The organism is Streptomyces sp. NPDC091282, from assembly GCF_044757385.1.
GTDB classification, from domain to species: Bacteria; Actinomycetota; Actinomycetes; order Streptomycetales; family Streptomycetaceae; genus Streptomyces; species Streptomyces gramineus.
In genome coordinates, this window is sequence record NZ_JBIVUX010000008.1 from 234,495 (window position 1) to 258,068 (window position 23,574).

The 23,574-nt window shown below is 73.5% G+C and carries 20 protein-coding genes; 9 read left to right on the forward strand and 11 right to left on the reverse strand.

The features are described from left to right. Positions 1-67: 67 nt before the first annotated feature. Both ACIQOE_RS32905 and ACIQOE_RS32910 read right to left on the reverse strand, forming a co-directional pair. Positions 68-493 (reverse strand): PPOX class F420-dependent oxidoreductase, encoded by a 426-nt coding sequence (locus ACIQOE_RS32905; RefSeq protein ID WP_351323237.1) that lies wholly within the window; start codon positions 491-493, stop codon positions 68-70. Between the two features lie 269 nt (positions 494-762). After that, positions 763-1,392, reverse strand: coding sequence for an LUD domain-containing protein (locus tag ACIQOE_RS32910; RefSeq protein ID WP_401415355.1), 630 nt, complete (start codon positions 1,390-1,392; stop codon positions 763-765). A gap of 153 nt (positions 1,393-1,545) precedes the next feature. On the opposite strand from ACIQOE_RS32910, the gene sigJ reads away from it, so the two are divergent. The 3 genes from sigJ to ACIQOE_RS32925 all read left to right on the forward strand — a co-directional run bounded on the left by sigJ (position 1,546) and on the right by ACIQOE_RS32925 (position 4,493). Further along, complete coding sequence (gene sigJ, locus ACIQOE_RS32915; RefSeq protein ID WP_401415357.1) at positions 1,546-2,523, forward strand: RNA polymerase sigma factor SigJ; 978 nt, start codon at positions 1,546-1,548, stop codon at positions 2,521-2,523. Between the two features lie 92 nt (positions 2,524-2,615). Then, a complete protein-coding gene (locus ACIQOE_RS32920; RefSeq protein WP_362641303.1) occupies positions 2,616-3,842 on the forward strand; it encodes a glycoside hydrolase family 88 protein in 1,227 nt (408 codons plus the stop codon). A 213-nt stretch (positions 3,843-4,055) separates the two neighbouring features. Then, positions 4,056-4,493: a universal stress protein gene (locus ACIQOE_RS32925; RefSeq protein WP_351323233.1), complete on the forward strand. Its 438-nt coding sequence runs from the start codon at positions 4,056-4,058 to the stop codon at positions 4,491-4,493. Positions 4,494-4,811: 318 nt separating this feature from the next. On the opposite strand, the gene ACIQOE_RS32930 is transcribed toward ACIQOE_RS32925, so the two are convergent. Next, entirely contained in the window at positions 4,812-7,181 is a 2,370-nt protein-coding gene (locus tag ACIQOE_RS32930) for an ATP-binding cassette domain-containing protein (RefSeq protein WP_401415359.1), read from the reverse strand. A gap of 309 nt (positions 7,182-7,490) precedes the next feature. Between ACIQOE_RS32930 and ACIQOE_RS32935 the strand changes: the two genes are divergently transcribed. Next, entirely contained in the window at positions 7,491-9,524 is a 2,034-nt protein-coding gene (locus tag ACIQOE_RS32935) for an NAD(+) synthase (protein ID WP_399010932.1), read from the forward strand. A gap of 397 nt (positions 9,525-9,921) precedes the next feature. After that, complete coding sequence (locus ACIQOE_RS32940; RefSeq protein ID WP_401415361.1) at positions 9,922-10,494, forward strand: hypothetical protein; 573 nt, start codon at positions 9,922-9,924, stop codon at positions 10,492-10,494. A 98-nt stretch (positions 10,495-10,592) separates the two neighbouring features. On the opposite strand, the gene ACIQOE_RS32945 is transcribed toward ACIQOE_RS32940, so the two are convergent. Further along, positions 10,593-11,282 (reverse strand): DUF6215 domain-containing protein, encoded by a 690-nt coding sequence (locus ACIQOE_RS32945; RefSeq protein ID WP_401415363.1) that lies wholly within the window; start codon positions 11,280-11,282, stop codon positions 10,593-10,595. A 182-nt stretch (positions 11,283-11,464) separates the two neighbouring features. On the opposite strand from ACIQOE_RS32945, the gene ACIQOE_RS32950 reads away from it, so the two are divergent. Both ACIQOE_RS32950 and ACIQOE_RS32955 read left to right on the forward strand, forming a co-directional pair. After that, positions 11,465-12,178: an alpha/beta fold hydrolase gene (locus ACIQOE_RS32950; RefSeq protein ID WP_351323229.1), complete on the forward strand. Its 714-nt coding sequence runs from the start codon at positions 11,465-11,467 to the stop codon at positions 12,176-12,178. Positions 12,179-12,234: 56 nt separating this feature from the next. After that, a complete protein-coding gene (locus tag ACIQOE_RS32955; protein WP_365574498.1) occupies positions 12,235-14,166 on the forward strand; it encodes a cellulase family glycosylhydrolase in 1,932 nt (643 codons plus the stop codon). A 104-nt stretch (positions 14,167-14,270) separates the two neighbouring features. Here the strand turns inward: ACIQOE_RS32955 and ACIQOE_RS32960 are convergent, their stop codons facing one another. Both ACIQOE_RS32960 and ACIQOE_RS32965 read right to left on the reverse strand, forming a co-directional pair. Beyond that, positions 14,271-15,128, reverse strand: coding sequence for an AfsR/SARP family transcriptional regulator (locus ACIQOE_RS32960; RefSeq protein WP_365574501.1), 858 nt, complete (start codon positions 15,126-15,128; stop codon positions 14,271-14,273). A gap of 281 nt (positions 15,129-15,409) precedes the next feature. Next, on the reverse strand, positions 15,410-16,375 hold the full coding sequence (locus ACIQOE_RS32965; protein ID WP_365574504.1) for an EamA family transporter: 966 nt from the start codon (positions 16,373-16,375) through the stop codon (positions 15,410-15,412). Between the two features lie 489 nt (positions 16,376-16,864). Between ACIQOE_RS32965 and ACIQOE_RS32970 the strand changes: the two genes are divergently transcribed. Then, complete coding sequence (locus ACIQOE_RS32970) at positions 16,865-18,133, forward strand: FAD-dependent oxidoreductase (RefSeq protein ID WP_401415367.1); 1,269 nt, start codon at positions 16,865-16,867, stop codon at positions 18,131-18,133. A gap of 154 nt (positions 18,134-18,287) precedes the next feature. Next, positions 18,288-19,418: an MFS transporter gene (locus ACIQOE_RS32975; protein WP_365557318.1), complete on the forward strand. Its 1,131-nt coding sequence runs from the start codon at positions 18,288-18,290 to the stop codon at positions 19,416-19,418. Here the strand turns inward: ACIQOE_RS32975 and ACIQOE_RS32980 are convergent. From ACIQOE_RS32980 to ACIQOE_RS33000, 5 genes are all read right to left on the reverse strand, one after another. Beyond that, entirely contained in the window at positions 19,402-20,220 is an 819-nt protein-coding gene (locus ACIQOE_RS32980; protein WP_351323224.1) for an AfsR/SARP family transcriptional regulator, read from the reverse strand. The genes ACIQOE_RS32975 and ACIQOE_RS32980 overlap by 17 nt on opposite strands. A 124-nt stretch (positions 20,221-20,344) precedes the next feature. Continuing rightward, on the reverse strand, positions 20,345-20,959 hold the full coding sequence (locus ACIQOE_RS32985) for a ScbR family autoregulator-binding transcription factor (protein WP_401415369.1): 615 nt from the start codon (positions 20,957-20,959) through the stop codon (positions 20,345-20,347). A 161-nt stretch (positions 20,960-21,120) separates the two neighbouring features. Next, the gene (locus tag ACIQOE_RS32990; RefSeq protein ID WP_351323222.1) at positions 21,121-21,786 is read right to left on the reverse strand and encodes a ScbR family autoregulator-binding transcription factor; all 666 of its coding nucleotides are present in this window, start codon (positions 21,784-21,786) and stop codon (positions 21,121-21,123) included. Between the two features lie 141 nt (positions 21,787-21,927). Beyond that, complete coding sequence (locus ACIQOE_RS32995; RefSeq protein WP_351323221.1) at positions 21,928-22,701, reverse strand: glucose 1-dehydrogenase; 774 nt, start codon at positions 22,699-22,701, stop codon at positions 21,928-21,930. Continuing rightward, positions 22,698-23,429, reverse strand: coding sequence for an HAD family phosphatase (locus ACIQOE_RS33000; protein ID WP_351323220.1), 732 nt, complete (start codon positions 23,427-23,429; stop codon positions 22,698-22,700). Before ACIQOE_RS33000 ends, ACIQOE_RS32995 begins: the two co-directional genes overlap by 4 nt. Positions 23,430-23,574: the final 145 nt, after the last annotated feature.

Genomic DNA, 23,574 nt, shown 5'->3' on the forward strand with positions numbered 1-23,574 from the left:
CCGCTGCTGTGCGATCGGACCGTCCCACTGCCGTGCGCACGGGACGTGGTGCCCGCCGGGTGCCGGGTCAGCCGGTGAAGGCCTGGTCGCTGTCCCGGTGGGCGCCCCATCCGTGCCAGCGGTCGACCTCGACCCAGGCGCTGACCCGGGTACGGACCCGGTCGGGATAGGGCCGGCCCGTGTACTGGACGGCGATGCGGTCGATGTCGGCCAGCCCCTGGTCCTCGGTCAGCTCGACGGCCCGGCCGACGACGGTGACATGGGTGTACCAGTCGGCGCCGTCGAGCACGGTGAGCGTCACCCGCGGGTCGCGGCGCAGGTGCCTGAGGCGGACCCGGCCCTCGTCCAGGCTGAGCAGGACCCGGCCGTCCACCCACAGGAACCAGGTCGCGGCGGACACCGGGGTCCCGTCCGAGCGCAGGGTGGCCATGACGGCCGGGTTGGGGCGGCGCAGGAACTCCTGGGCCTCGGGCGGCAGCGGCGGCCTGGACATCGGGGTGCCTCCTCGGGCGGTGGGCTCGCTGTGGGCCGGGCGGGACGCCCGCGGCCGGGTTCCCATAGGAAAATCAGGCTGCGCGTGCCAGGGCGATCCTGGTGTCATGCCCCTGGCTGCATCGTCGCCACTGGGACGGCTCGCCGCCACTCGGCGACGTGCCGACGGCAACCCCGCTGTGACGCGGGTGCGGGACGCGCTGCGGCGGGCCGCCCGTGTCCGGTAGCGGGGCCTGGCGCCGCGGGCCGCCCGCGGTCCGGCCCCGCGGGTCAGTAGCCGATGGCTTCGCGGAGCAGCAGGACGGTGCCGCGTCCGGCCACGTGTTCCCCGTTGAGGACGAGGAGCCGGTTGACGGCGCTGGGCCGTCCGTAGGCCCGCAGGGTGCGGGCGGTCTCCAGCGGGAGGCAGTGTTCGTGGACCCGCCGGAGCGCGGTGTCCAGGTCGGGTACCAGCTTCTGCGCGCCGACGACCCAGATCGCCCGCCCGGCGCCGCCCGCGTAGCCGGGCAGCTGGCTTCCGCTGCCGGAGGCGACCACCAGGGAACCGGTCTCGGTGACGGCGGCCACGCTGCCCACGATGACGTCCGGGCAGGCGACCAGCCGCCTGATCTCGTCGGCGTCGGTGGTCCGGTCCATGGCCAGCGCGCGCGGCCGGACGGGCCGGTACCGGCCGCCGGTGTTGACGTCGTCGTCGATCCCGGACAGCCGGAGTGTCTCGCTCGCCGCGGTGAGGACGCCGGCGCCCTCCGGGATCAGTTCCCCGACGCGGATACGCGCGGCCGCGGCGTCGTCGAGGATCTCCACGGCGAAGCCGTGTGCGGTGAGCGAATCGGCCGCCGCGCCGATCCGCCGTGGGGACGCCGGTTCGGTGAACGGTGTCGTCGGCATCGAGGTGGTCATGGTCTCTCCGGGCTTCGGGTCGCGATGATGGGTGGGTCTCCCGGTTCGACAGCACGGCCCGGCCGAATGTCAGGCGTCGAGCGGCCTCACATTCCGGCGGGCCGTCCTGTCGGACCGGTGAGGGCAGTCGCGACCGAGGGAGCCGTCGGCACCATGACCACACCGGCCGGGCAAGGACGGGAACGGGGAGCGCGGGTGGCCGATCCGGGCCTGGACGCGATCCTGAGCGAGCGACGGCAGCTGATGAGCGTCGCCTACCGGCTCCTGGGCTCGGTGGCCGAGGCCGAGGACGCCGTCCAGGAGACCTTCGCCCGCTGGTACGCGCTGTCCCCGGAACGGCGGGAGGCCATCGCGTCGCCGGGCGCCTGGCTGACGACGGTGGCCGGCCGGGTCTGCCTCAACGTGCTGTCCTCCGCCCGGGTCCGGCGGGAGACGTACGTGGGCGAATGGATCCCCGAGCCGCTGCCGGACGGTACCGAGTGGACCACCGCGCGGTCCGGCGGCGCCTGCGGCGACCCGGCCGACCGGGTGACCCTGGACGAGTCGGTGCACCTGGCGTTCCTGGTCGTACTGGACTCGATGACCCCGGCCGAGCGCGTCGCGTTCGTCCTCCACGACGTCTTCTGCCTCTCCTTCGCCGAAGTGGCCGGGATCGTCGGCCGTACCCCCGCCGCCTGCCGCCAGCTGGCCTCCTCGGCCCGCCGCCGGGTCCGGGCCGCGCGGCCCTCGGCGGTTCCGGCAGCCGAACGCGCCGGAGTCGTCAGGGAGTTCAGGCGGGCCTGGGAGACCCAGGACATCGACGCGCTGATCGGGCTGCTCGATCCCGGCGCCGTCGCGACCGCCGACGGCGGCGGCCGCGTCGTGACCTTCCCGCACCCGATCGAGGGCGGTGAGCGGATCGCCGGCGCCCTGCTGGAGATCGCCCGCCACCGCTCCGGCGACCTGGCGCTCCTGGAACGCACGGTGAGCGGCCAGCCCGGTCTCGTGGCCGTGCGGGACGGCGTCGTGGTGTCGGTGTTCGCGTTCGACGTCGCGGACGGCCGGATCACGCGCATCTGGGTCATGCGCAACCCTGAGAAGCTGAGCCACTGGACGGCGGACCGCACGAGAGTCACACGTTCATCCACGTGAACATCGGGCACATGGGTGTACACGCTCCGGACCGGCATGCCACACTCCTTCAACTTCCGTGCACCACAGTCGAGTTGGAGAGGCAGGCAGTCATGTCCATCTCCCGCCGGGCCGTGCTGGCCACCGCAGGCGGCGCCACGGCCGCCTTCGCCACCGCACCGCTGCCCGCGTACGCCGCGGCCGGACACGTGCCGGCCGCCACCACGCGGATCCTGGAGGACGCCGCCGGCTACGCGGCCGAGAAGGTCCGCGCGGTGGCACCCGGCGTCACCGGTTTCCCCGTCTCGACCAAGTTCGAGAAGTGGACCTACTCACAGAACGGCGACTGGGTCGGCGGGTTCTGGCCCGGCACGCTGTGGATGTGCTGGCTGCACACCGGGGACGACCGCTTCCGCGCCCTCGCCCTGGACTCCGCCCGCAAGCTCGCGCCCCGCCGCACCGACACCACCACCCACGACCTCGGTTTCCTCTTCACCCCCTCCTGGGTCACCGCCTGGCGCCTGACCGGGGACGACGAGTGGCGCTCCGGCGCGGTGCAGGCGGCCGGTTCGCTCAGCCGGCGCTACAACCCGCGCGGCCGGTTCCTGCGCGCCTGGGGCGCGCTCGACGAGTCCGCCAACGCCGGGCGCATCATCATCGACACGATGATGAACCTCGATCTGCTCTTCTTCGCCACCGAGCAGACCGGCGACCCCTCCTACCGGGACATCGCCGTCGCCCACGCCGAGACCGCCCAGCGCCTCTTCCCGCGCGCCGACGGCTCCACCCCGCACGTCTGGGACCTCGACCCGGCCACCGGCGCCCCGATCGGCCCCAACACCGTGCAGGGCTACAGCCCGACCTCCTGCTGGTCACGCGGGCAGGCGTGGGGGATCTACGGGTTCACCACCCTCTACCGGCGTACCGCCGACGCCCGGTTCCTCACCACGGCGACGCGGCTGGCCGACTACGCCATCGGCGTGCTCACCCCGGATCACGTGCCCGTCTGGGACTACCGGGCGCCCCAGCACCCCTACGACATCAAGGACGCGTCCGCCGGGGCGGTGACGGCCTGCGGGCTCCTCGACCTGGCCGCCGCGACCGGCCGGGAGAAGTACCGCACCATCGCGCTGCGCATGCTGACCGCGCTCGCGGAGACCTGCCTGACCAGGGCTTCCGGCCGGGCGGACGCCGTCGTCGCCCGGTGCACCCGCAACCGGCCCGCCGAGGACGGCATCGAGGTCTCCCTCCCCTACGCCGACTACTACCTCCTCGAAGGCATCAACCGGGTCCTGCACCCCGAGGCCCTGGACCGCGCCATCGGCCTCACCACGCCCTGACCGCGACGGCGGCGGAGCGGCCGGCACCGGCCGGCCTCCCGCGGTTCAGTGGGCGTTACACGGACCCCCGTCCCGGCCGCCGACGAGTGGTGAGATGATCACACCATGGGGACGGAAGAACTCGTTCGGCGCCGGACGCGCCGAGCCGTCACGCCGGCCGCCGGCGTCCCAGAACACCGAGAGGACCTTCCGCGCCCCGAAAGGGGAACAACCGTGTCCGTGTTCCAGCGCATCCTCGTCGCCGTCGATCCCAGCCCCGCGCGCCGCTCCGCCGTACGGCTGGCCGGCGACCTCGCGAAGCTCGCGAACGCCGAGGTCCGCGTCGTGCACGTCATCGCCTCCGCCGCCTCGGTCGCGGCGATCGTCCCGCTGGAGGAGGACGCCGAGGCCCAGGCCGTTCTCGACGAGGCGCTCACCGCCCTCCGGGAGAACGGCGTCAAGGCCGAGGGCACCCTCCTGCGGGGCCTGACCACGCAGGTCGCGGCCGCCATCTCGGAGACCGCCGAGGAGTTCGACGCCGACCTCATCGTGCTCAGCCCGCACCACCGCAGCGCCGCGCAGGCGCTGTTCGACCCGCGGGTCAGCGACGCCGTCGCGCACCGCACCCACACCGCGATCCTGCTCGCCCCGGAGGCCCAGGACCAGGACTGACCGCGTGCCGGCTCCGGGGCCGCCGCGGACCTCCGGGTCCGCGGCGGCCCCGCCGCTCTTCCCGCGCGGACCCGGCCCAGCGGCGGTGCCAGGGCAGCGGCTCCGGATCGGCGCCGTCGGCGTCCATGCGTTGAAGCGCGGCGTCGACCGCCTCGCCGACCTCGGCGAACAGGGTCAACTGCGCGGGGGTCAGGGCGTCGAAGACGGCCCGGCGGACCGCCTCCACGTGGCCGGGCGCCGCGCACTCCAGGAGGGGCCGCCCCGGCGCCGGAACCGTCGCCGGACAGGTTCCCGCGCCGGGCGGCACGCTCCGGGACGTCAGGCTCCGACGTACTCGGCGAGGTGCTCGGCGGTGAGGGTCGTACGGGCGGCGACCAGGTCGGCCGGGGTGCCCTCGAAGACGATCCGCCCGCCGTCGTGACCGGCGCCCGGCCCGAGGTCGATGATCCAGTCGGCGTGGGCCATGACGGCCTGGTGGTGCTCGACGACGATGACGGACTTGCCGGAGTCGACCAGCCGGTCGAGCAGGCCGAGGAGCTGTTCGACGTCGGCGAGGTGGAGGCCCGCGGTCGGCTCGTCGAGGACGTAGACGCCGCCCTTGTCGGCCATGTGCGTGGCGAGCTTGAGGCGCTGGCGCTCGCCGCCGGACAGCGTGGTGAGCGGCTGGCCGACGGTGAGGTAGCCGAGGCCGACGTCTTGGAGCCGCTGGGCGATCCGCTGGGCGGCCGGGATGTTCGCCTCGCCGGCCGAGAAGTACTCCACGGCCTCGTTCACCGACAGGCCCAGCACCTCGCTGATGTCACGTCCGTGCAGCCGGTAGTCGAGCACCGACCGCTCGAACCGCTTGCCGTCGCAGGTCTCGCAGGTGGTGGCGACGCCGGCCATCATCGCCAGGTCGGTGTAGACGACGCCGGCGCCGTTGCAGGTGGGGCAGGCGCCGTCGGAGTTGGGGCTGAACAGGGCCGGCTTGACGCCGTTCTCCTTGGCGAAGGCCTTGCGGACCGGCTCCAGCAGTCCGGTGTACGTCGCCGGGTTGCTGCGCCGGGACCCGCGGATGGCGCCCTGGTCGACGGAGACCACCCCGGCACCGGCCGGGATCGAGCCGTGCACCAGCGAACTCTTGCCGGATCCCGCGACACCGGTGATGACGGTCAGGACCCCGAGCGGGACGTCGACGTCGACGCCCTGGAGGTTGTGGGTGCTCGCGCCCCGGATCTCCAGCGCCCCGGTCGGCTCGCGGACGCCGTCCTTGAGGACGGCCCGGTCGTCGATGTGGCGGCCCGTGACCGTGCCGGAGGTGCGCAGGCCCTCGACCGTGCCCTGGAAACAGACCGTGCCGCCGCCCGCGCCGGCACCGGGACCGAGGTCGACGACGTGGTCGGCGATCGCGATGACCTCCGGCTTGTGCTCGACGACCAGCACCGTGTTGCCCTTGTCGCGCAGCCGCAGCAGCAGGCCGTTCATGCGCCGGATGTCGTGCGGGTGCAGGCCGGTGGTGGGCTCGTCGAAGACGTAGGTGGCGTCGGTGAGCGAGGAGCCGAGGTGCCGGATCATCTTGGTGCGCTGCGCCTCGCCGCCGGACAGGGTGCCCGCCGGCCGGTCGAGGGAGAGATAGCCGAGGCCGATCTCCACGAACGACGCCAGGGTGTCGTGGAGGGTGGTCAGCAGCGGCGCCACCGACGGCTCGTCGAGGCCCTCGACCCACGCGGCCAGGTCGCTGATCTGCATCGCGCAGGCGTCGGCGATGCTGATCCCGGCGATCTTCGAGGAGCGGGCGCCCTCGTTCAGACGGGTTCCGTCGCACTCCGGGCAGGTGGCGAAGGTGACCGCACGCTCCACGAACTCGCGGATGTGCGGCTGCATCGACTCCTTGTCCTTGGAGAGCATCGACTTCTGGATGCGCGGGACCAGACCCTCGTAGGTCATGTTGATGCCCGCGATCTTCATGCGGGTCGCCTCGCGGTACAGGAAGTCGTGCAGTTCCCTCTTGGTGAACTTCTTGATCGGCTTGTCCGGGTCGTAGAAACCGGACTCGGCGTAGAGCCGGGAGTTCCAGCCGCCGCCCTTGTAGCCGGGGACGGTGATCGCGCCCCCGTTGAGGGACTTGGTGTCGTCGAAGAGCTGCCCGAGGTCCAGGTCCGTGACGGCGCCGCGGCCCTCGCAGCGCGGGCACATGCCTCCGGTGATGCTGAAGCTGCGCCGTTCCTTGACCTTCTGGCCCGCGCGTTCGACGGTGACGGCGCCCGCCCCGCTGATCGAGGCGATGTTGAAGGAGAAGGCCTTGGGCGAGCCGATGTGCGGGGTGCCGAGGCGGCTGAAGAGGATGCGCAGCAGCGCGTTGGCGTCGGTGGCGGTGCCGACGGTGGAGCGGGGGTCGCCGCCCATCCGCTGCTGGTCGACGATGATCGCGGTGGTCAGTCCTTCGAGGACGTCGACCTCGGGGCGGGCCAGGTTGGGCATGAAGCCCTGGACGAAGGCGGGATAGGTCTCGTTGATCAGCCGCTGCGACTCGGCGGCGATCGTGTCGAAGACCAGCGAGCTCTTGCCCGAACCCGAGACCCCGGTGAAGACCGTCAGCCTGCGCTTCGGGATCTCGATGCTGACGTCCTTGAGGTTGTTCTCGCGCGCCCCGTGCACACGGATCAGGTCGTGGCTGTCCGCCACGTGCGTCTCGGTCTTTCCGGCCATGCTCAAACCCGTCTCCATCCGCTGCGCGGGACCTCCGTCGACGGCCGCCACGCTAGCCGGGGTGGAACCCTGACGCTTCTCCATTCCTGACCGGTCCCGCCGTGGGCCCGGCTCTCCGCCCTGCGGACGCCCCCTGCCGGACGTCCGGCCCGCGGCGCGCCCGGAATCCCCTGGTCAGCAGTGATCACCGCCGATCTATGCTTCTTGGTGCAGGAGGTCCGCCGGACCGTCGAAGGAGAGGGTGCCCGTCCGCGGCGACGCCTTCCCTCCGGCATCCGCACCGTGTCCGTCTCTCCCGAGGAAGCCCCGTTGAACTTCTGGTCGATCTATGAGCACGGCTTCGCGCGGGTCGCCGCGTGCACCGGTCACACCGTCGTCGCCGACCCGCGCGCCAACGCCGAGGCGGTCCTGCGCCAGGCCCGCCGCTGCGCCGAGGACGGGGTCGCCGTGGCCGTCTTCCCCGAGCTGGGCCTGACCGGCTACTCGATCGAGGACCTGCTCCTCCAGGACGTGGTGCTCGACCAGGTCGAGGAGGCCCTGGCGACGGTGGCGGCCGGCTCGGCCGGTCTGCTGCCGGTCCTCGTCGTCGGTGCGCCGCTGCGCCACCGCAACCGGATCTACAACTGCGCGGTGTTCGTGCACCGCGGCCGGATCCTCGGGGTGGCGCCGAAGTCGTACCCGCCGAACTACCGGGAGTTCTACGAGCGCCGGCAGATCGCCTCGGGCGACGACGAGCGGGGCGGCACCATCCGGGTGGGCGGCGAGTCGGTGCCGTTCGGGGTGGACCTGCTGTTCGACGCCGAGGACGTGCCCGGTCTGGTGCTGCACGCCGAGGTCTGCGAGGACATGTGGGTGCCGGTGCCGCCGAGCGCGGAGGCCGCGCTGGCCGGCGCGACGGTGCTGGTGAACCTGTCGGGCAGCCCGATCACCGTCGGCCGTGCGGAGGACCGCAAGCTGCTGTGCCGCTCGGCGTCGCAGCGCTGCCTGGCCGCGTACGTGTACGCGGCGGCCGGGCTCGGCGAGTCGTCCACGGACCTGTCCTGGGACGGCCAGACCATGATCTACGAGAACGGCGCGCTGCTCGCCGAGACGGACCGGTTCCCGCTGGACGACCAGTACGCGGTGGCCGACGTGGACCTCGACCTGCTGCGCCAGGAGCGGGCCCGGATGGGCTCCTTCGACGACAACCGGCGTACGCACGCGGCCCGCACCGGTGACTTCAGGACCGTCCCGTTCCGGCTCGACCCGCCCGCCGCCGACCTCGGCCTGCGCCGAAGGGTCGAGCGTTTCCCGTTCGTGCCCGCCGACCCCGAACGCCTCGCCCTCGACTGCTACGAGGCGTACAACATCCAGGTCGCGGCGCTGCAGCAGCGGCTGACCGCGATCGGCGGCCCGAAGGTGGTCATCGGGGTGTCCGGCGGCCTCGACTCCACGCACGCGCTGATCGTCGCGGCCCGCGCGATGGACCGGATGGGCCGCCCGCGCACCGACATCCTGGCCTTCACGCTGCCCGGCTTCGCCACCGGCGAGCACACCAAGGGCAACGCCCACCGGCTGATGAACTCGCTCGGCGTGACCGCGGCCGAGCTGGACATCACGCCGACCGCGCGCCTCATGCTCAAGGAGATGGGCCACCCGTTCGCGGCCGACGAGCCGGTGTACGACGTCACCTTCGAGAACGTGCAGGCCGGGCTGCGCACCGACTACCTGTTCCGGCTCGCCAACCAGCGCGGCGGCATCGTGCTGGGCACCGGTGACCTCTCGGAGCTGGCGCTCGGCTGGTGCACCTACGGTGTCGGCGACCAGATGAGCCACTACAACGTCAACTCCGGTGTGCCGAAGACGCTGATCCAGCATCTGATCCGCTGGGTCGTCAGCAGTGGGCAGTTCGACCCGGAGACCGGCGAGACGCTCACCGCCATCCTCGACACGGAGATCAGCCCCGAGCTGGTGCCGGGCGAGGAGCTGCAGTCCACCGAGTCCAAGATCGGCCCGTACGCGCTGCACGACTTCACCCTCTACCAGGTGCTGCGGCACGGTTTCCGGCCGTCGAAGATCGCCTTCCTGGCCTGGCACGCGTGGCACGACCGGGAGGCGGGCGCCTGGCCGCCGGGCTTCCCCGAGGCCGACCGCAAAGAGTACGACCTGGCCGCGATCCGGCACTGGCTCGACTACTTCTGCCGCCGGTTCTTCGCCTTCGCCCAGTTCAAGCGATCGGCGATGCCGAACGGCCCGAAGGTCTCGGCGGGCGGTTCCCTCTCGCCCCGCGGCGACTGGCGCGCCCCGTCGGACGGCTCGGCGAAGGCGTGGCTGCACGACCTGGAGCGTGTCCCGGAGGCGTAGCGCTGCCCCCTCCGATTTGGCGTGAACACCTCGATCCCGCTAGGGTCGGTCACGCGTGCGGCACTCCACATCGGGGAGCGCGCGACGCGTCGGTGGTCCAAGGAAAGACGCCCCGCTTCCTGTGGGGAGATGCAGGTGCAAGGCCTGCCCGGCGCTCCGTTGGAAGAGCCCCGCCTGCGTACCTCGCAGGCGGGGCTCTTCGCATGCGCGGCCCGGCCGCGGGCACTCCGACGGGCCAACCGTCCGCCGGCACCGGAAACGGTCAAGTGGCAAGGAGAACCGGCTGGTCAGGGTGGTCCGGACGGCAGGGCGGGCGGGTCGTGGGCCCGGACACCGGTTGCGGCGCCCCGCGGGTCTTTCGAGGGTGGGCGAAAGACAGCAGTCCGAAAGGAACCCCATGCGCGCCCTAGCCTCCCGCGGTCTCCTGGTCTCCCCCCTGGTCTGTGCCGCCCTGGTCCTCGGTCCGGCGGCCGCCGGCGCTGCCGCCGCCGACGCCGGCCAAGACGGATCGGGAACCGGTGCCGCGCAGTCGGCGCCGCTGCTGCCCGGCACCGATGTCGCCGAACTCCTGTCCCGCGTCGAAGCGATGGACCCGACGCGGTTCGACCCCGCCCTGACCTCCTTCCTCGACACCCTGCCCCAGCTGGCCGCGGCCGACGGAGGCGCTCTCGACCAGGCCGGTGCCGCCGCCTACGCCAAGCAGGTGCAGGCGTGGAGCGACGCCCTGCAGAAGCGGCTGAAGGCGGCGGGGGCCGCCGGCACCGGCCGCTCGGTGCGGGCGGCCGACCCCGTCTCGGACCTGGTGAGCGCCATCCAGGCCGCGGTCGGCAAACTGCTGGCCTCGCTGACCTCTCTCGACCTCGGTGGTGTGCTGAGCGCGGTCACCGGCCTGCTCGCCCCCGTCCTGGCCGCGGTCACCGGCCTCCTCGGTTCCGCGCCCGCCCTGCCGTCGCTGCCGGCTCCGGCGTGAGCACCTGACCCACGGCACCGGACCGGACCCGCCGTCGCGGCCCTCCACGGGGGGGGCGCCGCGGCGGCGCCGCCGTTACGGGCCTCCGCGGGACCGGCTCAGTTGCCGTCCCAGCCCGGTACCGTCCGCAGCACCTGCTCCGCGACGCGTTCCAGGGCCGAGTCGTCGGGCAGCACGTCGTCCTGCCGCCACAGCGCGACCTCGAACGAGCCCTGGCCGTCGTCCTTCGGATGCCTGGAGACCAGCAGGCAGCGCGCCGTGCCGCCGGGACCCGTGCTCGCCTTCCCGCCGCCCAGGCTGAAGCCGATGGAGACGGTCGGGCTGGAGTAGAGGACGGCCGGGTGCCCGAGCACGGTCGTCGTGCGCGCGCCGTCCATCAGGCCCTCCACGTCGGCGACGGACAGCCGGTCGTAGGACGCCGACAGCTTCACGGAGTACGTCTTCAGGGTCACCGTGGCGTCGGGCGAGGCGATCTTCGTGCCGCCGGCCATCGTGATCCAGTCCCCGTTGCCGCTCGCGGTCTCGGCCTGTTCCCGGGGCGTTCCCAGCAGGGCCGGAAGGTCGGGGCGGTTCAGCGCCTCGCAGAGCTGGGCGCCGGAGACGTACCGGGCGGGCAGCCGGTCGGCCGACTTCGAGCAGGACGCCGGAACGCTGCCCGTCTGCTGCTGCGGGAAGATCACCCGCTGGGCCCACAGGGCGCCGATCACGGCCAGGAACACGGCCACCGCCGCGATCACCTGGACCGCCGGTCTCACCCGCTTCTCCGGCTCGCCGACAACCTCCGTCATGTCCCCACCCCCGCTGTGCGTCCCCGGTGCGCGGGTGGAGCGTAGCCGACGTCCGCCGAACCGGTGTCCACCGCGGAGATGTTCACGGCGATGGCACGGACCGCTCAGCCCTTCTCGGTGGCAGCGGCTTCCCCGGGCGGTGTTTGATGTCGGCAGCACGCACCGGGCCTGAGGAAGCAGAGGTGGACGCGGTGGTCGACGGACGGGTCGTCGAGGCGGGCGGCGGCGCCCTGGTGGTGCGCCGCGCGCCGCGGGACCGGGCGCGCGCGGCGGTGCTGGTGCTGCACGGCGGGCAGGAGAACGGCCGCAGGCCCGCGCGGCCGTGGCAGCCGGCGGCGCTGCGGATGCGCCCGTTCGTGAGCGCGGCCGCGTCGGTCTCCTCGCCCCGCGACGTACTGGTCGGTCAGGTGCGCTACCGGTACCGCGGCTGGAACGACGACGCCGACCCGCTGCAGGACACCCTGCGCGCCCTCGACGAACTGCGCGGCCTGGCCGGGGACGTGTCCGTGGTGCTGGTGGGCCACTCGATGGGCGGCCGGGCCGCGCTGCGGGCCGCCGCCGACCCCTCGGTCCGCGGGGTGCTCGCGCTGGCGCCCTGGTGTCCGCCCGGCGACCCGGTGGACGACCTCTCCGGGACGCGGATCCTGGTCCTGCACGGCGACCGCGACCGCGTCACCGAGCCCGCCGAGTCGGCCGGGTACGTGCGGCGGGCCCGTGCCGCGGGCGCGCAGGCCGGAATGGTGCTGCTCAGGGGCGGTGATCACGCGATGCTGCGGCGGAGCCACGACTGGCACCGGGCCTCGGCCGCCGCGATACGCCGGCTGCTGCGTCCGGAGCGCGATCTGGAGGGCTGGACGGCCGAGGCGTGCGGGTCCGGGGAACCGCTTCTCCGCTGACGCGTGCCTTGGTAAAGTGCCGCGCCCCCACGCGGCATCCACTCCGAGGACGGCTGATGTCGATCACGAAGTTCGTCAAGCTTGTCACGTACCTGACAGCACTGTTGACGGTGCTGACCCTCTCCGCCACCGCCCCGGCGACGGCCGCACCACGCTCCACCGCCCCGGCCGCCTCCGCGACCCCGGAACCGGCGGTGTCCGTCACCGGCACCTGGCAGCCGCCGCTGTCCACCCGCGGCCGCTACATCGTCGATTCCGCCGGGAACCGGTTCCGCCTCAAGGCCGCCAACTGGGACGGCGCCCAGGGGTCCTGGAACGGAAGCGGCAGCATCGACGACCCCGCCGACCACCACGCCGGCCAGGACTCCCACGGCATCCCGCTGGGCCTGGACCGCGTCCCCCTCCCGCAGCTCATGTCGGACTTCCAAACGCTCGGCATCAACAGCGTCCGGCTGCCGTTCTCGAACGAGATGATCCACACGACGGCCCCGGTGCCGGACGCCGCGGTCGCCGCCAACCCCGCGCTGCGCGGCGAGACCCCGCTCCAGGTCTACGACGCCGTCGTGACCGCCCTGACCGACGCGGGCTTCGCGGTCATCCTCAACAACCACACCAACACCTCCCGCTGGTGCTGCGGCATCGACGGCAACGAGCGGTGGAACAGCAGCCAGTCGACCGGGCAGTGGGCGGACGACTGGGTCTTCATGGCCAGGCGCTACGCCGCGAACCCGCGTGTGGTGGGCGCCGATCTCTACAACGAGGTGCGCCGTGACGTCCTGGACGACCCCAACTGGGGCCTGGGCGACGCCCACGACTGGTACGCGGCCGCCCAGCTCGCCGGCGACCGGATCCTCACCGAGGCGAACCCGAACCTGCTCATCGTCGTCGAGGGCATCAACTGGACCGGGATCCCGGTGGACGGCTTCGCGCACGACCGCCCCACCCTCGCCCCGGTCCGCACTCTCTCCCACACCCTCGTCGACGCCCACAAGCTGGTGTACTCCGCGCACTTCTACGGCTACACGGGCCCGCACCACAGCGGCGCCACCGGCATCGGCGAGACCAGCGACCTGCGCTACCAGGACATGACCCGCGACCAGCTCTACCAGGTCCTCGCCGACCAGGCCTTCTACGTCACCACCGAGGGCAAGCACTACACCGCGCCCGTGTGGGTCAGCGAGTTCGGCATCGGCGCCGGCGAGACCGGCACCGCCGCACGCACCTGGTTCGGCAACATCACCGACTACTTCACCGACCACGACACCGACTTCGCGTACTGGCCGCTGGTCGGCTGGGAGGGCCACGACGACTGGGCGCTGCTGCGCTACGACGGCGCGGGGCACCGGTACGGCATCCTCGACGGCGGCGACTGGCGGGCCACGGCCTGGGACCACCTGATGAACTCCCCCGGCCGCACGGGGTACATCGCGCCGGGAACCACCTGGCGGATGCTGGCCACCGACCACGGCGACGCCGTCGAGTCCGTGCGCGTCCGGGCGGGCGGCGACTGGGACTCGGGCGCCTACAAGGCGGTCTGTCCCGACGGGCTGCGGCTGACCGGCCTCGCGCACTCCGGCGGTCGCGGGCTGTGCACCGACGCGGCCGCGGGCGACCTGCGGGCCGCGGGCCAGGACCGGACGGTGGTCACCGACGAGCGGTACGTCCCGGCGGGCGGCGACTGGGCCTCCGGGTACACCAAACTGCAGTGCCCGGCGGGCCAGTTCGTGATCGGCTACAGCCGGCGCGGCGAGCGGGTCTCGGCGGTGCTGTGCGTGCCCGCGCGTGCGACGCCGAGCGCGGCCGGACGGACGGTGTGGTTCGACCGCTCCGACAACCGCCCCGCCGACGCGGCCGGCGACGACTTCGCCTACGGCGCCTACAAGGGCCAGTGCGCGGCCGGCGAGTACATCGCCGGGGTCGCCTTCACGACCCGGCTGGGCAGCACCCCGGGGCCCGCCGCCGTCCTGTGCGCGCCGCTGCCGTCCTGACCCCGTCCGCACCGGACGCCGTACCACGCGACCGCCGGCTCCGGGCCCGGACGTTCACCACGTCCGGGCCCGTGCGGGCGAAGGTGCCGGTCCGCGGCGGTGGTTCAGGGCACGCGGGCCAGTCCGCCGCCCGGAGCCGGTACGGCCGGGTCGCGGTCGTGCCCGGAACCGCCGGGGTCCTCCGCGGTCGCCGTGAGGATGGACTGCTGGAGGCGGCGCAGCCGCGCCGAGGGTTCCAGGCCGAGTTCCCTGACGAGGAGGGTGCGCAGCCGCTGGTAGACGTGGAGCGCCTCACCGCGCCGTCCCGAGCGGTACAGGGCCAGCATGAACTGGGCGTGCAGGTTCTCGTGGGAGCGGTAACGGCTCGTCAGGACGGTGAGTTCGGCGAGCAGTTCGCGGTGCCGGCCGAGCCGCAGGTCGGCCTCGATGCGCTGGTCAAGGGCGCACAGCCGGCTCTCCTCCAACCGGCGCGCCTCCATGGCCAGATGGGCGCCGGTGTGGACGTCGGCGAAGGGCGGCCCGGTCCACAGGTCCAGCGCCTGCCGCAGGGTGCGGGAGGCACCCGCGAAGTCCTCGTCGTCCATGGCCCGGCAGCCCAGTTCGCGCAGCCGCTCGAACTCGCGGATGTCGCTGCCGCCGCCCCCGGAGGCGAGCAGGTAGCCGCCCGGCAGGGTGGTGAGGACGTCCTTCGCGGACGGTGCGGCCGCGTCGTCGGGACCGGAGCCGGTGCGCAGCGCGGCCGCTATGTGCTCCCTGAGCTGGAGGACGTAGGTCTGCAGGGTGGTGCGGGCGCTGCGCGGCGGGGCACCGGCCCAGAGTTCCTCGACGAGGGCGGGGACGGGCACCATCCGGTCGGCGCGCAGGGCCAGCAGGGCCAGCACCTGGCGGGGCTTCGGGGCGGTCGGGGCGATGGAGACCCCGTTCTCCCGCACGTCCAGTGCGCCCAGCAGCCCGATGTCCACACGCGTCTCCCTGATCCTCTCACCTGACACTCCGCCAGTAGAAAACAGCACAACCGGTCTGTCAACAGACCGTCCGTCGCCCCGGGTACGGCGGGCACCCTTCGGGGTCGCCCGCCGCCCCGAGAAGCGCCCAAGTGGCTGCTCCGTGCGGTTTTCAGGCGGCCTGCGGCCCGGCGGGACACCGACCGGACGGTTCGGCAGGGCCGCGGCCCGCGCCGCTTCCCGGTGCGAAGAACAGTCCGAACAGCGCCATTCGGTCGGTTACTTGACCCGACTTCCGGTCACCGTCGCCGGCCGCGGACGCCGACGGGCAGGGTGAGCAGCACGATTCCCGGCGCCATCACGCCGAGTCCGCACCAGGAGACGGCCGGGAGCCGTTCGCCGAGGACCACGACGCCGAGCACGGCCGCCACCGCGGGCTCGACCAGGGTCAGGGCCGTCGCGGTCTGCGCGCCGGTGTGCCGGAGCCCGTACCCGAAGAGCCGGTAGCAGAGGAAGGTGGTGACCGCCCCGAGGTACAGGACGACCAACGCGCCGCGCGCCGTCGGCAGCCACGGTCCGGACTCCCGCAGCAGCACGGGCAGCACCAGCAGCGCGGCCCCCGCGAACATCGCGCCCATCACCGCGCCCGAGGCGTGCCCGCCGGCGATGAGCCGTCCGCCGACGAGGGCGTAGCCGGCGTACGACAGCCCCGCGAGGCCCGCCAGCAGGACACCGGCCGCGTCCACGGGGGCGCGGTCGCCGGCGAGCCGGGGTCCGAGGACGAGGACGGCGCAGCCGAGGACGGCCACGCCGGTGGCGAGCGCCCAGCGGACGGTGGGCCGGGACCGGCCGGTGAGCAGGCCGAGGAGGCCGGCGAAGACGGGAGCGGCGCCGAGCGCGACCACGGTGGCGACGGCGACGCCGGTACGGGCCACGGCGGGGTAGAAGGTGATGGGGTATCCGGCTACGGCCAGGGCGCCGAGGACGAGCAGCGCGCGTTCGCGGACGGTGCAGGTGCGGGGCAGGGCGCGGGCGCCTGGTGCGGTCAGGAACAGCAGGAGGCCGCCGAGGGTCAGACCGGCGGCGCCCACGGCGGCGGCCGGTGCTCCGGCGGGGGCGAAGGAGCCGGCGGTTCCGGTGGTGCCCCACAGCACGGCGGCCGTGAGGATCGGGACCGGCCCGGCGAGCGGTGCGGCCGGGCGGGGGCGCGCGGGGGTCCGGCCGGCGCGGGGCAGGGAGGGGCGGGATGAGGTGTCGTTGGGCACAGTCGTGAACTTCCGTCGTCGAATACCGTCTGCGGTCCGGTTTCGGAACGGGCGCACGACGCGGGCCCCGGGCGGCCGCGGAGGCGGGGCCGGGAGCGCGGGTTCGAGCCGTCGCGGGTGCGCCCGTCAGGCGCTGAGCGGCGGCAGGACGACGTGCCAGTAGGTGTTCACACGCCGATGGTAGCCGGGCGGTCCGGGGGGCGGGCGGCCCGTCCGCGCCTCGGGACGGGCGCCGGGCACCGTCCGGTCCTGTCGGGACCGCGGCCGTCGGAGGCTCTCCGTCGCACGTCAACGACCCACCATCATCCGCTTGTCGTATGATTCGACCAAGTTTTGGCCAACGTGTATGGATATCGTTTCCGGGGTCGGCCGCGTGGGACAGACTCACCCGCGGAGGGGGGACGAGCACGGCCGTGTCACGCCGGGCGTGCCATCCCGCAGTGTCGCGTCGTCCTGGGGAGGGCGGCGAGCAGACCAGCGGAGGGATCCATGACGCAGTCGCTTCCCGGGCGGCGGCCTGCCCCGGAGCAGGCGCGCGCCGGGCACGGGCGGCCACCGGTCGTCGTGATCGGTGCCGGACCGTACGGACTGTCGGTGGCCGCCCACTTACGGGCGGCCGGAGCGCCGGTCCGCGTCTTCGGCGACGTGATGGGCAGTTGGCGGCACGCCATGGCCACCGGGATGTTCCTGAAATCGACACCGGCCGCGACGGACCTGTCGGCGCCGGTGCCGGGCGCCCGGCTCGCGGACTTCCGGCGCGAGCACGGCGAGCCGGAGCTGACCGAGCTGACCCCGATCCCGTGCGACGTCTTCGTACGGTACGGGCAGTGGTTCAGGAAGCGGTACGTCGGCGAGGTGGAGCCGGCCCGGGTGACCGCGGTCGAGCGGCCGGCCTCCGGCGGCTTCACGGTCCGCTCGGACGACGGGCAGGAGACGGCGGCGGCGGCCGTCGTGGTGGCGACCGGGCTGAACGGACTGGCCCACGTCCCGGACGAGTTACGACGCCTCGCCCCCGGCGGACCGGGCCCCGCCGCCCCCGTCTCGCACACCAGCCACCACACCGACCTGTCCGTCTACGCGGGCCGGCGGGTGGCGGTCGTCGGCGGTGGCCAGTCCGCCCTGGAGAGCGCCGCGCTGCTGCACGAGGCGGGCGCCGAGGCACGGGTCCTGGTGCGGGAGCGCACGGTGCTGTGGGGCATGGCCCCGGACCTGGCCCGGCCCTGGACCCAGCGGCTGGCCAAGCCGTCCTCGCCGCTGGGCACGGGCTGGATCCTGGCCGGGGTGTGCGCGGCACCCGGCGGTGTGCGGTGGTGTCCGGCGGCGGCCCGGCTGCTGCTGTTCCGGCGGGCCCTCGGCCCCTCGGGCGGCTGGTGGCTGCGGGACCGGGTGGAGGGCGTCGTCCCGGTGCTCACCTCGCGGCGGATCACCGGTGCGGCGCTCTCCGGGCCCGCGGTGCGCCTGGACGTCGCCGGTCCCGGGGGCGCGCGCGAGTCCCTGACCGTCGACCATGTGCTGGCGGCCACCGGCTACCGGCTGGACCTGGACGCCCTGCCGTTCCTCTCCCCCACGGTGCGCCGCGCGGTGGCGTGCGTCCCGGGGTCGAAGGCGCCCGCGCTGCGCGGGACGTTCGAGTCGTCGGTGCCGGGCCTGTACTTCACCGGCTCGCTCGCGGCGCCGATGTTCGGGCCGATGATGCGGTTCGTGGCGGGCACGGAGTTCGCGGCCGTCCGGATCGCCCGGCACGTCGGGAGCCGTTGAGCGGCGGAATTCGGTTGCGGCCACCCCGCCGACCCCGTGAGCTGGTGCCATGGACGGTGCCGTGGACCAGGAGCGACGGGCCGGTGCGGGCGGCCGTGGCGTGCGCGTGCCGCGCCCGGCCCGGTGGCACGCGCCGGCGCTGCTCGGCGCCCTGATGCTGGCCGCCTTCACCTTCAACACCGCCGAGAACCTGCCGGTCGGTCTCCTGGGGCAGATCTCCACCGGCCTGCGGGTGTCGCTGCCGGCGGCCGGCCTGCTGGTGACCGGGTACGGCCTGACGGTCGCCGTGGCGTCGCTGCCGCTGGCGCACGCCACCCGGACCGTGCCCCGCCGGCACGTGCTCGCCGGACTGCTCGCCACGCTCGTCGTGTCCGGCGCGGCCGGGGCACTCGCCGGGTCCTACGAGCAGCTCCTGGTGGCACGGCTGCTGACCGCGCTCGCCCAGGCGCTGTTCTGGGCGGTGCTGGGACCGGTCGCGGTGGGCCTGTTCGCGCCCCGGGTCCGGGGCCGGGTCGTCGGCGCGCTGTCCGTCGCCGGTTCGCTCGCCCTCGTCCTCGGTGTGCCCGCCGGGACCTGGCTGGGCCGGCACGGCGACTGGCGGACCCCGGTGGCGGCGCTGACCGTGCCGGCGCTCGTCTCCCTGGTGACGATCGCGGCGCTGCTGCCCACGTCACGCCCGCAGGACGCGCCCGCGGCCTACGGCACCCGGCCCGACGCCCGCCGGTTCGCGCTGGTGCTGACCGCCGGGACGCTGTCGGCCACCGGGGCGTTCGCGGGATACACCTACGTCGTGCCGTTCCTGGGAGAGGTGAGCGGGTTCACGCCGGCCGCCGTCCGTCTGCTCCTGGTCGTCTTCGGGGTCGCGTGTCTGGCCGGCACGGCCGTGACCGGCGCGCTCCTCGACCGCTTCCCGGAGTCCGCGCTGACCGCCGCCGTGGCCGTGCAGACGGTGGGCATGCTGGGCCTCGGTACGGCGGGCGGGCAGCCGGTCCCGGCGGTGGTGTTCCTGGTCCTGACCGGCGGAGCGCTCGGGCCGGTGTTCATGGCGGCCCAGAACGCGATGCTGCACTGCGCGCCGGGCCGTACGGACATCGCCCTCGCCGCCGACTCCGGCCTCTACAACGCCGGTATCGCGGCGGGCGCCGCGCTCGGCGGCCTGATCCTGCCGGCGTACGGGGTGCGGTCGGTGTTCCTGGCGGGCGGCCTGCTGACGGCCGGGGCCCTCGCCGTCCTGCTCGGGGGCCGCCGGCCGCGCGCCGCGGGAAGCCTCAGCCGGCCTGGCTGAGCGGGCCCGTGACGTCGTCGGCCCTCGGGTCGTCCTCGGCGGCCGTGAGGACCGACTGCCGGATCCTGCCGAGCACCGCCGAGGGCTCCAGGCCGAATTCACGGACGAGGGTGGCGCGCAGGCGCTGGTAGGCGGCGAGTGCCTCGCCGCGGCGGCCGGAGCGGTGCAGGGCCAGCATCAGCTGCCCGCACAGGCTCTCGTGGGTGGGATGCCGGGTGACCAGCACGGTGAGTTCGGCGATCAGTTCACGGTGCCGGCCCAGCCGCAGGTCGGCCTCGATGCGCCGGTCCAGCGCGCACAGCCGGCTCTCCTCGAGACCGGTGGTCTCGGCGCGCAGGCAGTCCCCGGCCGGGACGTCGGCCAGGGCCGGACCGGTCCACAGGTCAAGCGCGCTGCGCAGCAGCCGCGCGGCCTCGCGGTGGTCCCCCGCGTCCATCGCCCGGTACCCGGTCCGGGCGAGCCGGTCGAACTCCCTGACGTCGCTGGTGCCTTCGCCGCTGTCGAGCTGATAGCCGCCGGGCATCGTGCGCAGCACCTGTTTCGGCGGGCGGCCGCCGGCGCCGCCCGCCGCCGACGCCTGCGCGATCAGCTCCCGCAGGTGCATGACGTAGGTCTGCAGGGTCGGTCGCGCGCTGCGCGGCGGCCGTTGGCCCCAGAGTTCCTCGGTGAGCGTGGCGACGGGCACCGCCCGGTCGGCGTGCAGGGCGAGCAGGGCCAGCACCTGACGCGGCTTGGGCGCGGTCGGGGTGATGGAGACGCCCTTCTCGCGCACGTCGAACGCGCCGAGTATGCCGATGTCCACGCCGTCTCCCTGCCCGTCCGCCCTTCGGGTGCTCCGAGGCGAGTCCCGGGCACCCCGAGTCAAAAACGGCATGCGCGGTTTGTCAAACCGAACCCGATCGCCTTTGTCGGGACTTGACTTCCGGTCAGGAATCGGAGAGGGCGAGCCCGGCGAACTCGCCGCTGTGCGCCGTGAGCTGAGGGAGCATCAATGTCCAGAAGTGCTCGGCGTGCTGGGGCGAGATCCGGTCACGGTCGGCGGCGCAGAGCACCTCGAACCCGACCGTCGCGGCCACGACCACGGCCGCGACCCGGTCCGGCGACACGCCCTCGGCCAGCTCGCCCTGGTGCTGGGCCCGCAGCAGTTGCTCGCGCACCCAGGTCCGCCACCAGCAGGCGAAGCCCGCGCCGTTCTTGCGCGAGGGGTCGACGCTCAGTTTGAAGCCCGCGCGGACGACGACGTCGGTGCTCGCCATGACGAGCAGGTCCCCGGTGACCGTGATCAGCAGGTGCAGGGCGGAGGCGGCCGACGGTCTGCGGTCGGCGACCATGCGCTCGATGCTCCGGCGGGCGGCGCCCTCCACCTCGACCGCGAGGGCGTCCTTGCTGGGGAAGTGGAAGTGCAGCGCTCCGGCGCTCACTCCGGCCCGCCGGCTGATCGCGGGCAGCGAGGACAGGGCGTATCCGTCGTCGGCGAAGGTCTCGGCCGCGGCATGGACGAGGGCCTGGCGGGTTCGGGCCGCCCGGAGCTGCTTGACCATCGCGATCCCCCTGTTGATCCGGGAGAATCCGGAATTGGACGGTCCGATTCCCCCTGGGCCTGCAACATTGCGATTCGAGAACCCTAGCAAACAGCACGCTTGGTAGGTTTGTCAGAGCAAGGAGTGCGGGCGGGCCCCGGACGTCCGGGTTCCGGGGCGGGTCAGGCCTCGGTCGCCACCGGTGATTCCTGCCGTCGGCGCTCGACTTCCTCGACGACCCGGGCGCCCCGGTCGGGCGCGGTGTCCAGCCGGATCAGGGCCGCGGGAGTCGCTATGGCCGGCAGTACGTGGTTGTAGAGCACGGAGATGCGGTCGTTGAGATCCGTCCAGTCGGAGACGACCTCGGACATGAACTGGGTCCCGATCCAGGCGCCGAGGAAGCACTCCGCGGTCTCCTGCGGCGTGACGTGCGGCAGTACCTCGCCGCGTTCCTTGGCCTCCACCAGCTTCTCGGTCACCACTTCGGTCCAGGCCGGCCAGGCGCTGCCGAACAGCGAACGGCCCTGGAGGTCGGCCGACAGCCGTATGCCGGCGAGGAGGATGACCTCCTTGGGGATGCGGTGGGCCAGCGTCATGCCGATGTCCACCCACTCCTGGAGCTTCAGCTCGCGCGGCACCCAGTAGTCGTCGCTGATCTGGGCGTTGATCACGCCGCGCGCGAGGGCTTCCTTGGAGTCGAAGTGGAAGTACAGGGCGCCTTTGGTCACTCCGGCCCGTTCGAGGATCTCGGCGATGGTCGCCGCCGTGTATCCGCGCTCGGCGAAGACCGCGGCCGCGGCCTCGACAACAGCACGGCGGGTCCGAATCGCACGCTCCTGACGCGCCATGGGGACCCCTCCTCGGTCAAAACAAAACCGGACGTGACGTACCTTACCCCAATCGGGGGTCGGTATTTCGGCCGCGCGGGGCCGATTCCCGGCCGGTCCCGCGTCGGCGCCGGGCGCCGGCACGGGAGCGGTCCGGGCAGTTCACCAGGCCGTGCGGCCGCCGTCCACGGTAAGTGTGGCACCCGTGACGAAGCTCGCCCGGTCGCTGCACAGCCAGGCGGCGGCCTCCGCCACCTCCGCCGGATCGGCGGCGCGGGCCTGCGGCGCGGAACGGTAGGCCCGTGCCTCGTTCTCGGGCGACTTGGCGAACCACTCGTCGATCATCTCGGAGCGGGTCAGGCCCGGGGCGATGGCGTTCACGCGGATGCGGTGCGGGGCGTACTCGACGGCGGCGGCCTTGGTCAGTCCGATCACCGCGTGCTTGGAGGCGATGTACGGCGCGGCCGTCGAGGAGGCGACCAGGCCGCCCACGCTGCTGGTGTTGACGATCGAGCCGCCCCCGGTCTCCAGCATGGCCGTGATCTCGTGGCGCAGGCAGTTCCACACGCCCCGCACGTTGGTCTCGGTGACCCGCTCGTAGTCGGCGTCGTCGATGAGGTGCATCGGCGTCTTGGGCAGCGCGACGCCCGCGTTGTTGAAGGCCGCGTCGAGACGGCCGTAGCGCTCGACGGCGAACTCGACGGTGCGGCGCACCTCTTCCGTGTCCCGCACGTCCAGGGTGCGGTGACTCGCCTCGGCGCCCTCGGCGCGCAGTTCGTCGGCGAGGTCGCGCAGCTTGTCCTCGCGGCGGGCGGTCAGGACGACGACGGCACCCTGGCGGGCGAACACGCGGGCGGCGGCCGCGCCGATGCCGCTGCTGGCGCCGGTGATGAGGGCCACCCGGCCCGCCAGCGCGGCTCCTTCAGGCGCGGTCATGCGGTCACCCCGGCGGTGGCGGAGAGGGAGTCGGCGTCGTGCCAGAAGACGTCGAGGGCGGCTTCCCTGTCGAGGGTGCGCAGGCGCTCCTCGTCGATCTGGGCGAGGTCGCCGACCAGGTGCCGGACGCCGAGTTCCCGCATCAGCTCGTGCTGGAAGCCGTGCTCGAAGGTGCTGGGGTGGCCGACGAAGGGCACGTCCAGTTCCTTGGCGTGACCGGCGAACCGGGCCACGTCGTCGATGAAGAGGACCTGGTGCCGGGCGAGGCCGAAGTGGTCCTCGATTATCTCGCGGATGCCGGGGCGGAAGTCGTTGGTGCAGATGTAGTGCGGGGCGGTGAACAGGTGCTCCCAGGCGCCGAGGTGGCGGCGGAAGTGGTCCTCGTCGAGGCCGCCGTAGCAGATGACGTCCAGGCCCGCGGCGCGCAGCCGGTGCAGGAGGTCCTCGGCACCGTCCAGCGGATGGACGGGATGGGCGCGCAGATGGCGCTCGCGTTCCGCGAAGTAGTCGGCGATGGCGTCCTCTTCGCTCACCTCGGCGCCGGTCTCCTCCAGCAGCACCCGGGCCGCGGCGAGTCGGGACTGGGAGAAGAGCCGCTGTTCCAACTCCCGGGTGTAGGCGCCGCCGTACTTGAGGACGAGGCGGTGCAGGACCGGGCTGAAGCTGTCGTTGAGCAGGACGCCGTCGATGTTGACGGCGGCGAGGCGCAGGGTGCGCAGTGGTTCCATCGGGTCTTCCTCTCGCGGGCCGTTCGCCCGTCGTGCGGTGGCCGTCGGTCCTGGCGGTGGCGCGGGTGGCCCGGGCGGGCGGCGAACTCCCGGCGCGATGGCCGAAAGAGACCGCTGCAGAGGTTTTGAACCAGACCGGCCGTAC